The organism is Streptomyces sp. NPDC001544, assembly GCF_042894285.1.
Classification (GTDB): domain Bacteria; phylum Actinomycetota; class Actinomycetes; order Streptomycetales; family Streptomycetaceae; genus Streptomyces.
The window spans coordinates 180,501-193,625 of the sequence record NZ_JBIAVN010000010.1 but is presented as its reverse complement, the minus strand read 5'-3'; the positions used below and the strand labels follow the sequence as shown (position 1 = coordinate 193,625).

Below are 13,125 nucleotides of genomic sequence, written 5' to 3'. Positions count from 1 at the left end.
GCACGTGTTCGTGCCCTGTTGATGAACGGGACGTCCCGGGCACACCCGGCGGTTGCATCGGTCAGTAGGGTCCAGCGCATGGCACTCTCCGGTTCAGAGCTGCGCCGCACCCTGGGGGTGCGAGACGCCGTGGTCGTCGGACTCGGCTCGATGGTCGGGGCGGGCGTCTTCTCCGCACTCGGACCCGCGGCCCGCGCCGCCGGTTCGGGCCTGCTGCTCGGCCTGGCCGTCGCGGCTCTGGTGGCCTACTGCAACGCCGCCTCGTCCGCTCGGCTCGCGGCCCTGTATCCGGCCTCGGGCGGTACGTACGTGTACGGAAGGGAACGCCTCGGAGTCTTCTGGGGCTACCTCGCGGGCTGGGCCTTCGTCGTCGGGAAGACGGCCTCCTGCGCGGCGATGGCACTCACCGTGGGCGCGTACGTCTGGCCAGGGCACGCGCACGTGGTGGCGGTCGCGGCCGTCGTCGCATTGACCGCCGTGAACTACGGCGGCATCCAGAAGTCGGCCTGGCTGACGCGGGCGATCGTGGCCGTGGTGCTGGCGGTCCTCGCTTCCGTAGTGGTCGTGTGCTTGCCCTCCGGCCCGTCCGACGCCGGGCGGCTGGACATCGGGCTGTCCTCGGGCGGGGGCGGGGTGCTTCAGGCGGCCGGGCTGCTCTTCTTCGCGTTCGCCGGGTACGCGCGGATCGCGACCCTCGGTGAGGAGGTGCGGGATCCGGTCCGCACCATCCCGCGCGCGATCCCGCTGGCCCTCGGTATCGCACTGGTGGTGTACGCGTGCGTGGCCGTCGCCGCCCTGTCCGTGCTCGGCGCGGGCCGGCTGGGGCACGCGGAGGCACCGCTGGCCGACGCGGTGCGGGTGGCGGGGGCGCCGGGGCTGGTGCCGGTGGTGCGGGTGGGGGCGGCCGTGGCCGCGCTGGGCTCGCTGCTCGCGTTGATCCTCGGCGTCTCGCGGACCACGCTGGCCATGGCACGCGACCGGCATCTGCCCGGGGCGCTGGCCGCGGTGCACCCACGCTTCCAGGTTCCGTACCGCGCGGAGCTGGCGGTGGGCGCGGTCGTCGCCGTGGTGGCGGCGACGGTGGACGTACGGGGCGCCATCGGCTTCTCCTCCTTCGGTGTCCTGGCCTATTACGCGATCGCCAACGCGTCGGCCTGGACGCTGAGCCCGGCTCTGTGGGCCCGTGCGGTGCCGGCGGTGGGGCTGGTGGGGTGTGTGACGTTGGCGTTCGCCCTGCCGGCGGTCTCGGTGGCCGTGGGGGCGGGTGTGCTGGCGGTGGGAGTGCTGGCCTTCGCGGTACGGCGGCGGATGGGATTCGGTACCTATGATGCAGGCCGCCGCTGACAGCCGGGCGGGCCTGTGGACAACGAGCCGGTTGTGGACAACTCGGCGCGCGCGGAACGCTCCTGAAAGCCGGTCAGTCGAGGTGGACGGCGGTCAGCGCGTCGCGAACGGCTCGTCCGACGGCACGATCTCGCGTCCCAGGGGAAACAGCGAGATGGGGATGAGTTTGAAGTTGGCGATCCCGAACGGGATGCCGATGAGCGTGAGGCAGAGGGCGATGCCGGTGACGATGTGGGCGATGGCCAGCCACCAGCCGGCGAGCACCAGCCACAGGACGTTGCCGACGCAGGAGGCGGCGCCCGCGTCACGGCGCTCGACCGTGGTGTACCCGAAGGGCCACAGGGCGTAGACGCCGATACGGAAGGCAGCGATGCCGAACGGAATCCCGATGATCGTGATGCAGAGCAGCAGACCCGCGAGCAGGTAGCCGAGGAACAGCCAGAAGCCGCTCAGGATCAGCCAGATGACGTTCAGAATGGTTCTCACTGGTATCGGCCTGCCATCTTCTCGAGCCGGGCGATGCGGTCCGCCATCGGCGGGTGGGTGGAGAACATTTTCGACAGACCCTGCCCCGGGCGGAAGGGGTTCGCGATCATCATGTGGCTGGCGGTCTCGATGCGGGGCTCGGGGGGCAGCGGAAGCTGCTGGGTGCCGGACTCGAGTTTGCGCAGGGCGCTGGCGAGGGCGAGCGGGTCACCGGTGAGCTGGGCGCCGGAGGAGTCGGCCTCGTACTCCCTGGACCGGCTGATGGCCAGCTGGATCAGGCTGGCGGCGAGCGGGCCCAGAATCATGATCAGCAACATGCCGAGCAGGCCGGGGCCCTCGTCGTCGTCGGAGCGGCCGATCGGGATCAGCCACGCGAAGTTGACCAGGAACATGATCACCGAGGCGAGCGCGCCGGCGACCGACGAGATGAGGATGTCGCGGTTGTAGACGTGGCTGAGCTCGTGGCCGATGACGCCGCGCAGCTCGCGCTCGTCCAGGATCCGCAGGATGCCTTCTGTGCAGCACACGGCGGCGTTGCGCGGGTTGCGGCCCGTGGCGAAGGCGTTCGGCGCCTCCGTCGGGGAGATGTACAGGCGTGGCATGGGCTGGCGGGCCTGGGTGGAGAGGTCGCGGACCATGCGGTACAGCCCGGGGGCCTCGAACTCGCTCACCGGGCGGGCGCGCATCGCGCGTAGCGCCAGCTTGTCGCTGTTCCAGTACGCGTACGCGTTCGTGCCGAGGGCGACGAGGACCGCGATGATCAGCCCCATGCGGCCGAAGAGGCTGCCGATGACGATGATGAGTGCGGACAGTCCCCCGAGGAGTACTGCGGTCCTGAGCCCGTTGTGCCGGCGGTGCACGGTGCGCCCTCCAAGTCGTGCATCAGGGGAACCCTTTGGTCCAGTGGACCCTCCCGCTCTGGTCAACGCCAGGTGGCCGCCGCGAGTTCCCTGGTACAGGCGGCGGCGCGTGTCGGCCGTACGGGTGACGTGCCCTTATGGCCCCACGCGCGTGGGCCACGAGTGCCCCGTGCGTGCGTGGCGAGTCATCCGAACAGACCGGTGGCCGCGAAGCGCAGGACCAGCTGGGGTGCGCCGGAGAGGGCGACACCGAGGACGCCGGTGAGGGCGAGCGCGGCGGTGAGGGGGGCCGGGACCCGGTGGCGGCCGGGCTCGCCCTCGGGAGCGCGGAACAGCATGGCCGTCCACTGGAGGTAGTAGAACAGGGCGATCACCACGTTGACGGCCATGACGACGGCGAGCCAGCCGAGGCCCGCGTCGACGGCCGCGGAGAAGACGGTGACCTTGGCGAAGAGGCCGATGACACCCGGCGGCAGTCCGGCCAGGCACAACAGGAAGAAGGCCAGGAGCAGCGCGGTCAGCGGGTTGGACGCGTAAAGGCCCCGGTAGTCGGTGATCCGGTTGAGGGGCCTGGTGCGGCTCACCAGCGCGGCCACGGCGAAGGCGCCGAGGTTCACGGCGGCGTACATCAGCGCGTAGGCGACGGTGGAGCCGATGGTCTTCTGGGCGTCCTTGGTGTATCCGGCGGCGGCGATCGGCACCAGCAGGTAGCCGGCCTGGCCGACGGAGGACCAGGCGAGCAGTCGTACGGCGCTGTACGCGCGCGTGGCCTGCTGCCGCAGGGCGCCGACGTTGCCGACGGTCATGGTGAGGGCGGCCAGTGCGGCGAGCGCGGGGCCCCAGACGCCGGCGTACGACGGGAAGGTGACGACGGTGACGAGGATCAGACCGGAGAAGCCGACGGCCTTGCCGACGACCGACAGGTAGGCGGCGATGGGCAGGGGGGCTCCGACGTAGGTGTCGGGCACCCAGAAGTGGAAGGGGACGGCGGCCGTCTTGAAGGCGAAGCCGACCAGGGTGAGGACCACACCGGTCTGGGCGAGGGTGTGGAGCTGTCCGTCGACGTGCTGGATCCGGTCGGCCACCTGGGTGAGGTAGAGGGTGCCGGTGGAGGCGTAGACGAAGCTGATGCCCATCAGACTGACCGCGGTCGCGGTGACGGAGGACAGGAAGAACTTCAGGGCCGCTTCGGAGGAGCGCCGGTCGCCGTGCCGGATGCCGACGAGGGCGAAGGCGGGCAGGGAGGCGACCTCCAGGGCGACGATCAGGGTCGCGAGATCACGGGATGCGGGCAGGAGGGCGGCGCCCGCGGCCGAGGAGAGCAGCAGGAACCAGTACTCCCCTTCGGGGACACGTCGGGCGGCGTCCTTCAGGGTGGTGACCGACAGCAGGGCCGCGAGGAGGGCTCCGCCGAGTACGAGGAACTGGATGACGAGGGTGAACCGGTCGACGGTGTAGCTGCACGCGTGCGTGGCGCCGGTGAGACAGAAGGTGCTGCGGTCGCCGTCGAGGAGGGGCAGCAGCAGGAGAGCTGACGCGGCGAGTCCGGCGACGGACACCCAGCCGAGGACGGCCTTGCGGGCGTCCGGCACGAACAGGTCGGCGACGAGGACGGCGAGGGCGACGATGGCCGCGAGGGTGGGCGGGGCGATCGCGAGCCAGTCGACGGACTGGACGGCCGACTGGGCCAGGGGCTGGGCCAAGGCGCTCATCGGGTGCCTCCTGCGAGGAGCTGCTGCACGGCCGGGTCGGTAAGACCGAGGAGGGCTTTCGGCCAGAGCCCGGCGACGACGGTGAGGGCGACGAGCGGCGTCCAGGCCGCGAACTCGTAGCCGTGGACGTCGGCGAGCTTCGGCAGGTCCTGCGGCGCGGCGCCCATGCAGACGCGGCGGACCACGACGAGCATGTACGCGGCCGTCAGCAGGGTGCCGAACGCGCCGATCGCCATGAAGGTGAGGAAGGCGGGGCGACTGAGACCGGCGGCGGGGTTGAACGCGCCGAACAGCGCGAGCATCTCCCCCCAGAACCCGGCGAGGCCGGGCAGGCCGAGCGAGGCGACGGCGCCGAAGGCGAGCAGGCCGCCGAGGCGGGGAGCCTTGCCGTACAGCGCGGCCCCCGTCTCCTCGGCCAGGGTGTCGAGGTCGGTGGTGCCGGTGCGGTCCTTCAGCGCGCCGACCAGGAAGAACAGCAGGCCGGTGATGAGGCCGTGGGCGATGTTGGCGAACAGCGCGCCGTTGACGCCGGTCGCGGTGGTGGTGGCGATGCCGAGCAGGACGAAGCCCATGTGACCGACGGAGGAGTAGGCGATCAGCCGCTTCAGATCACCCTTCGCGCCCTGTTTGGCCAGGGCCAGGCAGGCCAGGGACCCGTAGATGATCCCGACTACGGCGAAGGCGGCGAGACAAGGCGCGAAGGTGTGGAAGCCGTCGGGTGCCACCGGCAGCAGGATCCGGACGAACCCGTACGTGCCCATCTTCAGCAGGACGCCGGCCAGCAGCACCGAGCCGACGGTGGGCGCGGCGGTGTGGGCGTCCGGCAGCCAGCTGTGCAGCGGCCACATCGGGGTCTTGACCGCGAGTCCGATCCCGATCGCCAGAACAGCGATGATCTGCACGGATGTGCTCAGCGACCGGCCGTTGTCAGTGGCGAGTGCCACCATGTCGAACGTGCCCGCCTTGATCCCGATCAGGAGCAGGCCGAGCAGCATGACCACGGATCCGAGCAGTGTGAAGAGGATGAACTTCCAGGCGGCCCGGGTCCGCCCCTCGCCGCCCCAGCGGGCGATGAGGAAGTACATCGGGATGAGCACCGTCTCGAACGCGAGGAAGAACAGCAGCAGGTCGAGGACGGCGAAGGTCGCGAGGGTGCCGGACTCGAGGACGAGGAGCAGTGCGACGAACGCCTTCGGGCTCGGGCCCGCAGGCGGCTTGAAGTACGAGTAGAGCGCGCAGAGGAAGGTCAGCAGCGCGGTCAGGACCAGAAGGGGGAGGGAGATGCCGTCGATGCCGAGGTGGATCCGCACGTCGAGTGCGGGGATCCAGCTGATGTCGGTCGTGGCCTGCATCTTCGACGGGTGGTCGTGGTCGAAGCCGAGCGCGAGGACGATCGCGGCGATGAGGATCGCGCCGGTGACGGTGACGCCGTGCCGTAGTACGGCCTGCTCGGGCGACTTCCCCTTCAGTCCGGGCGGGGCGGGCAGGAGAGCGGCGACGGCGCCGAGGAGCGGGCCGACGACGACGAATGCCAGAAGGAACTGCATCACGGACTCGTTGATATCGATCACGCCTGCTCACGCTCCCGAGGCGACGAGGAGGACGGCGACCGCCAGGACGACGGTGCCGGCGAGCAGCGCGCTCACATAGGTCTGGACGTTGCCGGTCTGGGCTCGCCGTACGGCGGCCCCGAGCAGGCGCGGCAGCGCGGCCGCGCCGTGTACGTAGGTGTCGACGACCTCGCGGTCCAGGAACCGGACGAGGCTCGCCCCGGCCTGCACCGGGCGGACGAACAGCGCCGCGTACACGGCGTCCAGGTGGAAGCCGACGGCCGCGTGCCGGTGCAGCGGGCCGAGCAGCAGCCGTCCGGGATCGGCCGGGTCGGGGGCGTAGGCCACGTCTCCGTAGACGGGGGCGTGGCTGGCGATGGCCTCCGCCTCGACCAGTGCGGCGTCGCCCTCCGGGTGGGCGGCGACCGCGCCGAGCGGGGCGCGGGCTGCGAGTGCGGTGGTGCGCTGCCAGGCGCCGTAGGTGGCGAGCCCGCCGGCCAGGGCCAGGCCGGTGCCGAGGATCGACGTGAGGAGGGTCGGGGTGAGACCACGGCCGTCGAACCAGCCGGGCAGCGTCCGGTAGGCGAAGGCGCCGAAGGCGAGGGACGGGACGGCGAGCACCCACAGCACTACGGTCATGCTGAGCGGCTGGCGTCCGTGCTCCGGGACCTCGGCGCCGTGTCCGCGGAAGGCCAGCAGCCACAGGCGGGTGGCGTAGGCGGCGGTGAGCACTGCGGTGAGCAGGCCGGCGACGAGGATCAGCCAACCCGCGGCGGCGGGGGCGTGCTCGGTGTGGCCGGTGGCGACGTGCTCGGCCGCGCCGAGGACGGACTCCTTGGAGAAGAAGCCGCTGAAGGGAGGGATCGCGGCGAGTGCGAGGAGCGCCACGGTCATCGTCCAGAAGGCGTCGGGGATGCGGTCGCGCAGGTGGCTCATGCGGGACATGGCGGCCAGCGAGTTGGTGCCGGCGGCGTGGATGATCACGCCGGCCGCGAGGAACAGCAGCGCCTTGAAGGCGCCGTGAGAGAGGAGGTGGAAGACGGCGGCGCCGCGGTCGCCGACGGCCAGGGCACCGGTCATGTAGCCGAGCTGTCCGATCGTCGAGTAGGCGAGGACCCGCTTGATGTCGTCCTGGGCGAGCGCGGCCAGGCCGGAACCGGTCATGGTGACGGCCGCCATGACGGCGAGGACGAGCATCGCGGCCGTGGAGGCCTCGAAGACCGGGAGGAGACGGGCGACGAAGTAGACGCCGGCGGCGACCATGGTCGCGGCGTGGATCAGCGCGGAGACGGGGGTGGGGCCCGCCATCGCGTCGGGAAGCCAGGTGTGGAGCGGGAACTGTGCCGACTTGCCGGCCACGCCCGCCAGGAGCAGCAGAGCGATCAGCGTCGGGTGGTGGAGACCGCCGTTCGCGACGGTCCCGAGGACGCGGGTGATCTGGAACGACCCTGCGTCGGTGCCGAGCGCGAACAGGCCGATGAGGAAGGGGACGTCGCCGAGCTTGGTGACCAGGAAGGCCTTGAGGGAGGCGGCGCGGGCTTCCGGGGTCTCCCAGTAGTGGCCGACGAGGAAGTAGGAGCAGATGCCCATGACTTCCCAGCCGACCAGCAGCACGATCAGGTCGCCCGAGTAGACGACCAGGAACATCGCGGAGGTGAACAGGGAGACGAGGGCCGCGTACGAGGGGTAGCGCGGGTCGTCGCGCAGGTAGCCGGTCGAGTAGACCTGCACGCAGGTGGCGACGACGCCGACCAGGATCGCGACGAGGGCGGCGAAGCCGTTGACGTAGAGGGCAAGATCGATCGGTACGGAGCCGGTGGGTGTCAGCTCGGTGGCGGACGTGATCGCCTGGCCCCCGCCCTGGCGGACGGCGACGAGCACGGCCAGTACCAGGGAGACCAGGGTCGGCAGGACGGCGAGCGGGCGGACGAATCCGGGGGCCGTGCGGCCCAGCAGCAGGCCGGCCGCCGCGCCCAGGAACGGCAGGAGGGGGACGAGGACGGCGAGGGTGGTCGAGCTCACGCGGTGGCCTCAGCCTTCTCGGCCGCGGGGGTGTCGCCGTCGGGGCCGTCTTCACCGCGGCCCTCGGCGGTGTCGCGGAGACGGTCGATGTCGGAGGTGCCGCGGTTGCGGTACACGGAGAGGACGATCGCCAGGCCGATGCCGATCTCGGCGGCGGCGATGGCGATCGTGAACAGGGTCAGGGCCTGGCCGGAGTGCAGGGTCTCCCGGGCGGCCTTGCTGAGCCAGACGTCGAAGGCGACCAGGTTGAGGTTGACGGCGTTGAGCATCAGCTCGACCGACATCAGGACCAGGATCGCGTTGCGGCGGGCGAGGACGCCGTACAGGCCGGTGCAGAACAGGAGGGCGGAGAGTACAGCGGGATAGGCGAGGTGCATCAGCGGACACCTTCCTTGTCGGCCTGGTCCTGCCGCGCGTCGCCGGCGTCCGGGGTGCCGGCCGTGTCCGCCCCGGCCTTGCGGGACAGCACGATCGCGCCGACCAGGGCGGCGAGGAGGAGGACGGAGAGGGCCTCGAAGGGGAGGACCCAGTTCTGGAAGAGGCTCGCGCCGGTGACCTTCGTCGATCCGGCGGCCGGGCCGTCCAGGTCGATCCAGGTGGTGCGGAAGGCGTCGACGACCACCCAGACCAGGGCGGCCGCGGCGGCGACGGCCACGGTGAGGGCGGCCCAGCGGTTGCCGGAGTCGGCGTCCGTCGACCGGCCGATGGGGGCCCTGGTGAGCATCAGGCCGAACAGAAGGAGAACGACGACGGAACCGACGTAGATCAGGACCTGCACCCAGGCGATGAACTCGGCGGTGAGCAGGAGGTACTCCACGGCGAGGCCGCCGAGGGCGACGACCAGCCACAGGGCGGCGTGCACCAGTTGCCGGGTGGTGACGGTGACCAGCGCGGCGCCGAAGGTGACCAGGCCGACGAGGAGGAAGGCGATCTCGACGCCGTCCGGGGAGAGGAAGCCGTGGGTTCCGTCGGCGACGGAGCCGGCGGTGGTGGCGGAGTGCGCCGTGACGAGGCCGGTGGCTGCGAGGAGGGTCATTCCCGGCCCTCCTGCCTCGGCTGGTCCGTCTGCTGCGCGGAGTCCCCCGCCGGTCGGGTCGGCTGCTCGGCCGCGCGCGCCTGCTCGTCGGCGAGCGGCTCGCCGGCCGCGGCCTCCTGCTGGGCCACCTCCTGCTGGGCCGCGAGCTTCTCGGCGGTCTTGCGGGCGGCGGCGATCTCCTTCGGCTCCTCCGCGCCGGGATCGAGGGCGGGCGGGGCCGGGACGGTCCACATCCACTCGCGGAGCTTGTCGCGTTCGTGGGTGAGCTCGCGGATGTCGGTCTCGGCGTACTCGAATTCCGGGGACCAGAACAGGGCGTCGAAAGGACAGACCTCGATGCAGATACCGCAGTACATGCACAGGGAGAAGTCGATGGCGAACCGGTCGAGGACGTTGCGGCTGCGTTCACGGCCGCCGGGGGTCGCCGCCGGGACCGTCTCCTTGTGGGAGTCGATGTAGATGCACCAGTCCGGGCACTCACGGGCGCACAGCATGCAGACGGTGCAGTTCTCCTCGAACAGGCCGATGACGCCGCGTGTGCGGGGCGGCAGGTCGGGCTGGACGTCCGGGTACTGCTCGGTGACGGTCTTCTTCGTCATCGTGCGGAGGGTGACGGCCAGGCCCTTGGCGAGGCCGGATCCGGGGACGGGGGCCACTAGGAGATCACCACCTTGACGATGCCGGTGAGGGCGATCTGGGCGAGGGAAAGGGGCACGAGGAGCGTCCAGGAGAGTTTCTGCAGCTGGTCCTCGCGCAGCCGCGGGTAGGTGACGCGGAGCCAGATCACGACGAAGGCGAGGATCGCGGTCTTCAGCAGGGTCCAGACCCAGCCGAGGCCGTCGGTGCCCCACGGGCCGTGCCAGCCGCCGAGGAAGAGGACGGTGGTCAGGCCGCAAAGGACGACGATGCCGGCGTACTCGGCGAGCAGGAACAGGGCGAAGCGCAGACCGGTGTACTCGGTGTACGCGCCGAAGATGATCTCCGAGTCGGCGACGGGCATGTCGAAGGGCGGGCGCTGCAGCTCGGCCAGTCCCGCCACGAAGAAGACGACCGCACCGACGATCTGCCAGGGCAGCCACCACCAGTGGAAGGCGTGGAGGATCCCGGGGATCGACACGGTCCCCGCCGCCATGGCCACCGAGGCGGCGGCCAGGAGCATCGGGAGTTCGTAGGCGAGGAGCTGGGCGGCGGTGCGCAGTCCGCCGAGGAGGGAGAACTTGTTGGCGCTGGCCCAGCCGGCCATGAGCGAGCCGAGGACGCCGACGCCCATCACCGCGAGCACGAAGAACACGCCGGCGTCCAGCACCTGACCGACCGCGCTCTCGCTCGGACCGATGGGGATGGCCAGGAGCACCAGGAGGTACGGCAGAAGTGCCACGGCGGGCGCCAGCTGGAAGATGCGGCGGTCCGCGCCCGCGGGGACGATGTCCTCCTTCTGCGCGAACTTCACGCCGTCCGCGATGAGCTGCGCCCAGCCGTGGAAGCCGCCCGCGTACATCGGGCCGAGGCGGCCCTGCATGTGGGCCATCACCTTGTGCTCGGTCTGTCCGATGATCAAGGGGAAGGTGAGGAAGACGACGAACACGACCAGGAGTCGCAGGGCGACGTCGAGCGCGTCGTTCACTGCGGGCCTCCTGAGGAGTCGTTGTGGGCGTCCCCGGGCGAGGGCCCCTCGCCGGGTCCGTCCCCGGGCTCGGTCTCGGTTCCGCTCCCTGGCTCGGTCTCGGTTCCGTCCCCTGGCTCGGTCTCCGGCTCGGGTCCGTTCCCGCGCTTGGTCTCGGGTTCTGGCCCGCTCCCGGTCTCGGGTCCGCTCCCGTTCCGGGGCTCGGGTGCCGTCTCGGTCCCCGGCCCCGGCGCGCGCTTCGCCTCCGGCTCGTCGAAGGCCGGGCGGGCGTGATGCCAGGGTGCGTCCGGGCTGTGGGCGGCGGCCCCGCGCGGGGAGGGCCGGGCGGAGGTGCCCGGCGGTGTCGCGGTCGGCTCCCCCGGGTCAGCCGACTCCACCGGCTCCGCGCCCTGCGCACGCTGCGAGGCGGACCCCCCGCTCGCGCTGCGCGCCCGGCGCGGCCCGGCCGGCCCGGCGGTGTCCCGCTGGCTCGTCGACCCCTCCGACGCGCTGCGCGCCCGGCGAGGTGTCGTGGGTGCCGACTCCGCCGCCGGGGTCTGGCTCGCCGAGCCCTCCCCGGCCGTGCGGGTCCGTCGTACCGGCCGTTCGCCCGCGGCGCGCCCCGACCGTTCCCCGACGGCCGCCGCGCGGCCCGCGCCCCGGGCCGGGCGGGCCGGGGCAGGAGGGAGCTGACCCTTGAGCGGACCCCACTCGTTCGGGTCGGGAACGCCGGGGGGAAGCATCTGCCGGCGCTTGGGGCCGCCGTGGTCCGATTCGCCGGGTTCCTTCGCGCCCGGCCAGGCCTTGGCGACCCGGGCGGCCAGGACGAAGTCCTTGCGCAGGGGGTGGCCCTCGAAGTTCTCGGGAAGGAGGAGGTGCTCCAGGCCGGGATGGCCGTCGAAGCGGACACCGAACATCTCGTGCGTCTCGCGCTCGTGCCAGGCCGCGCCCGCGTACACGCCGACCGCGGAGGCGAGTGTCGGCGCCTCGTGCGGGACCGTGGTGCGCAGCAGCAGACGGCGGACCGGGGAGAGGGCGACGACGTGCGCCACCACGCGGAAGCCCGTGCCCGGTTCGTCGACCGCGCTCAGCCAGTCGAAATAGGTGCAGGACAGGGTCGTACGCGCCGCTTCCAACGCGGGGATCCAGGAGGACGGCGGCACGTCGACCGTCAGGACCTCGTAGGACTCCTCGGCCGTCGCCTGCGCACCGAAGAGATCCTCGACGGGGGCGGGGAGCCAGCCGACGGTGCTCATCGGGCGTCGACCCCCTTGTCGGGCCTGCCGGACCCGCCGGACCCGCCGGACCCGTCGAGCCCGTCCGACCTGTCGGGGCTGCCGGACGGCTGCGCCGGGGGTCGTACGAGGCCGCTCTGGAGCGCCGCCGCCGAGGGGCGTGCGGCTTCGCCGGTGCCGTAGCGCTCGCCGAGCGACTCCCGGGCGATCTTCTCCTGGAGCTTGAGGATGCCCTGGAGGAGGGCCTCGGGCCGGGGCGGGCAGCCGGGCACGTACACGTCGACGGGGATGATCTGGTCGACGCCCTTGGTCACCGAGTACGAGTCCCAGTACGGCCCGCCGCAGTTGCTGCACGCGCCGAAAGAGATGACGTACTTCGGCTCGGGCATCTGCTCGTACAGGCGCTTGACGGCCGGGGCCATCTTGTCCGTGACCGTGCCGGAGACCACCATCAGGTCGGCCTGGCGGGGTCCCGGTGCGAAGGGGATGACGCCGAGCCGGATGAAGTCGTGGCGAGCCATGGACGCGGCGATGAACTCGATCGCGCAGCAGGCGAGGCCGAAGTTGAAGACCCACAGTGAGTAGCGGCGGCCCCAGTTGAGGACCACCTTCATCGGCTCGGGGGCCAGCCGGGCGAGCGCGCCCAGCCGCTTCGGCTCGGGGAGCAGAACGGGCTCGGAAGGAGTGGGGGTCACGTCCATGCCAGGACGCCCTTCTTGTATGCGTACAGCAGGCCGACGGCGAGGAAGCCGAGGAAGACGAACATCTCCACCAGCGTCGTCGCGCCGTAGCCGGGGGCGGCGAAGACGGTCGCCCAGGGGAACAGGAAGATCGAGTCGACCGCGAAGATCACGTAGAGGAAGGCGTAGACGTAGTAGCGGACCTGGGTGTGGGCCCAGCCCTCGCCGACGGGGTCGACGCCGCACTCGTAGGTCAGCAGTTTCTCCGGGGTGGGGACGACCGGTCGCAGCAGACGGCCGGCCCCGAAGGCGACCGCGATGAACAGCACGCCCACCAGGGCGAGCAGTCCCACGACCGAATAGGACCGGAAGTAGTCCGCCGCGACGACGGTCGAGCCCCCCAACGTCTCCCGCACCGTGCGTCCCTCGCTCCCTGACCTGGTGACTGTGACGAATCGTGAACCGTGGTGATCGTGGACCGTGGTGGTTGACGCGATCCGACGATGTGTACGCACGGGAGTCTAGGCCCTGATAAAGAGAGGGTAAGCAGCCCGTCACCGCCTGAGACGGGGTGGGCGGGGCGAGGGTGGGGTTTTC

Annotated in this window: 13 protein-coding genes; 1 reads left to right on the top strand and 12 read right to left on the bottom strand. The window is 71.5% G+C overall.

Annotation, left to right across the window (positions count from 1 at the left end; genetic code table 11):
- The first annotated feature begins 78 nt into the window (after positions 1 to 78).
- Complete coding sequence (locus ACFY0F_RS25090; protein WP_388798406.1) at positions 79 to 1,344, top strand: APC family permease; 1,266 nt, start codon at positions 79 to 81, stop codon at positions 1,342 to 1,344.
- Between the two features lie 93 nt (positions 1,345 to 1,437).
- Here the strand turns inward: ACFY0F_RS25090 and ACFY0F_RS25085 are convergent, their stop codons facing one another.
- The 12 genes from ACFY0F_RS25085 to ACFY0F_RS25030 all read right to left on the bottom strand — a co-directional run bounded on the left by ACFY0F_RS25085 (position 1,438) and on the right by ACFY0F_RS25030 (position 12,944).
- Positions 1,438 to 1,830 carry a YccF domain-containing protein gene (locus ACFY0F_RS25085; protein ID WP_388798403.1) on the bottom strand — a complete coding sequence of 131 codons (393 nt, stop codon included), beginning with the start codon at positions 1,828 to 1,830 and terminating at the stop codon, positions 1,438 to 1,440.
- Positions 1,827 to 2,690: a zinc metalloprotease HtpX gene (gene htpX / locus ACFY0F_RS25080; RefSeq protein WP_388798400.1), complete on the bottom strand. Its 864-nt coding sequence runs from the start codon at positions 2,688 to 2,690 to the stop codon at positions 1,827 to 1,829. The genes ACFY0F_RS25085 and htpX overlap by 4 nt, the downstream gene beginning before the upstream one ends.
- Before the next feature lie 185 nt (positions 2,691 to 2,875).
- The gene (locus ACFY0F_RS25075) at positions 2,876 to 4,402 is read right to left on the bottom strand and encodes an NADH-quinone oxidoreductase subunit N (RefSeq protein WP_388798397.1); all 1,527 of its coding nucleotides are present in this window, start codon (positions 4,400 to 4,402) and stop codon (positions 2,876 to 2,878) included.
- Positions 4,399 to 5,973: an NADH-quinone oxidoreductase subunit M gene (locus ACFY0F_RS25070; RefSeq protein WP_388798394.1), complete on the bottom strand. Its 1,575-nt coding sequence runs from the start codon at positions 5,971 to 5,973 to the stop codon at positions 4,399 to 4,401. The genes ACFY0F_RS25075 and ACFY0F_RS25070 overlap by 4 nt, the downstream gene beginning before the upstream one ends.
- Positions 5,974 to 5,979: 6 nt before the next feature.
- Positions 5,980 to 7,974 carry an NADH-quinone oxidoreductase subunit L gene (locus tag ACFY0F_RS25065; RefSeq protein WP_388798391.1) on the bottom strand — a complete coding sequence of 665 codons (1,995 nt, stop codon included), beginning with the start codon at positions 7,972 to 7,974 and terminating at the stop codon, positions 5,980 to 5,982.
- Positions 7,971 to 8,351 (bottom strand): NADH-quinone oxidoreductase subunit NuoK, encoded by a 381-nt coding sequence (gene nuoK / locus ACFY0F_RS25060; protein WP_388798388.1) that lies wholly within the window; start codon positions 8,349 to 8,351, stop codon positions 7,971 to 7,973. Before nuoK ends, ACFY0F_RS25065 begins: the two co-directional genes overlap by 4 nt.
- Positions 8,351 to 9,010: an NADH-quinone oxidoreductase subunit J gene (locus tag ACFY0F_RS25055; protein ID WP_388798385.1), complete on the bottom strand. Its 660-nt coding sequence runs from the start codon at positions 9,008 to 9,010 to the stop codon at positions 8,351 to 8,353. The genes nuoK and ACFY0F_RS25055 overlap by 1 nt, the downstream gene beginning before the upstream one ends.
- Positions 9,007 to 9,666: a 4Fe-4S binding protein gene (locus ACFY0F_RS25050; RefSeq protein ID WP_388798382.1), complete on the bottom strand. Its 660-nt coding sequence runs from the start codon at positions 9,664 to 9,666 to the stop codon at positions 9,007 to 9,009. Before ACFY0F_RS25050 ends, ACFY0F_RS25055 begins: the two co-directional genes overlap by 4 nt.
- Positions 9,666 to 10,634: an NADH-quinone oxidoreductase subunit H gene (locus ACFY0F_RS25045; protein ID WP_388798379.1), complete on the bottom strand. Its 969-nt coding sequence runs from the start codon at positions 10,632 to 10,634 to the stop codon at positions 9,666 to 9,668. Before ACFY0F_RS25045 ends, ACFY0F_RS25050 begins: the two co-directional genes overlap by 1 nt.
- Entirely contained in the window at positions 10,631 to 11,869 is a 1,239-nt protein-coding gene (locus tag ACFY0F_RS25040; protein ID WP_388798376.1) for an NADH-quinone oxidoreductase subunit C, read from the bottom strand. The genes ACFY0F_RS25045 and ACFY0F_RS25040 overlap by 4 nt, the downstream gene beginning before the upstream one ends.
- Positions 11,866 to 12,549: an NADH-quinone oxidoreductase subunit B gene (locus ACFY0F_RS25035; protein ID WP_388798373.1), complete on the bottom strand. Its 684-nt coding sequence runs from the start codon at positions 12,547 to 12,549 to the stop codon at positions 11,866 to 11,868. Before ACFY0F_RS25035 ends, ACFY0F_RS25040 begins: the two co-directional genes overlap by 4 nt.
- A complete protein-coding gene (locus ACFY0F_RS25030) occupies positions 12,540 to 12,944 on the bottom strand; it encodes an NADH-quinone oxidoreductase subunit A (protein WP_388798370.1) in 405 nt (134 codons plus the stop codon). Before ACFY0F_RS25030 ends, ACFY0F_RS25035 begins: the two co-directional genes overlap by 10 nt.
- Positions 12,945 to 13,125 lie beyond the last annotated feature (181 nt).

Excerpts from the sequence above, each read along its gene's own strand:
- ACFY0F_RS25040 (WP_388798376.1), bottom strand. The coding sequence starts at position 11,869 with ATGAGCACCGTCGGCTGGCTCCCCGCCCCCGTCGAGGATCTCTTCGGT.
- nuoK (WP_388798388.1), bottom strand. The coding sequence starts at position 8,351 with ATGCACCTCGCCTATCCCGCTGTACTCTCCGCCCTCCTGTTCTGCACC.
- ACFY0F_RS25055 (WP_388798385.1), bottom strand. The coding sequence starts at position 9,010 with ATGACCCTCCTCGCAGCCACCGGCCTCGTCACGGCGCACTCCGCCACC.
- ACFY0F_RS25035 (WP_388798373.1), bottom strand. The coding sequence starts at position 12,549 with ATGGACGTGACCCCCACTCCTTCCGAGCCCGTTCTGCTCCCCGAGCCG.
- ACFY0F_RS25075 (WP_388798397.1), bottom strand. The coding sequence starts at position 4,402 with ATGAGCGCCTTGGCCCAGCCCCTGGCCCAGTCGGCCGTCCAGTCCGTC.
- ACFY0F_RS25090 (WP_388798406.1), top strand. The coding sequence starts at position 79 with ATGGCACTCTCCGGTTCAGAGCTGCGCCGCACCCTGGGGGTGCGAGAC.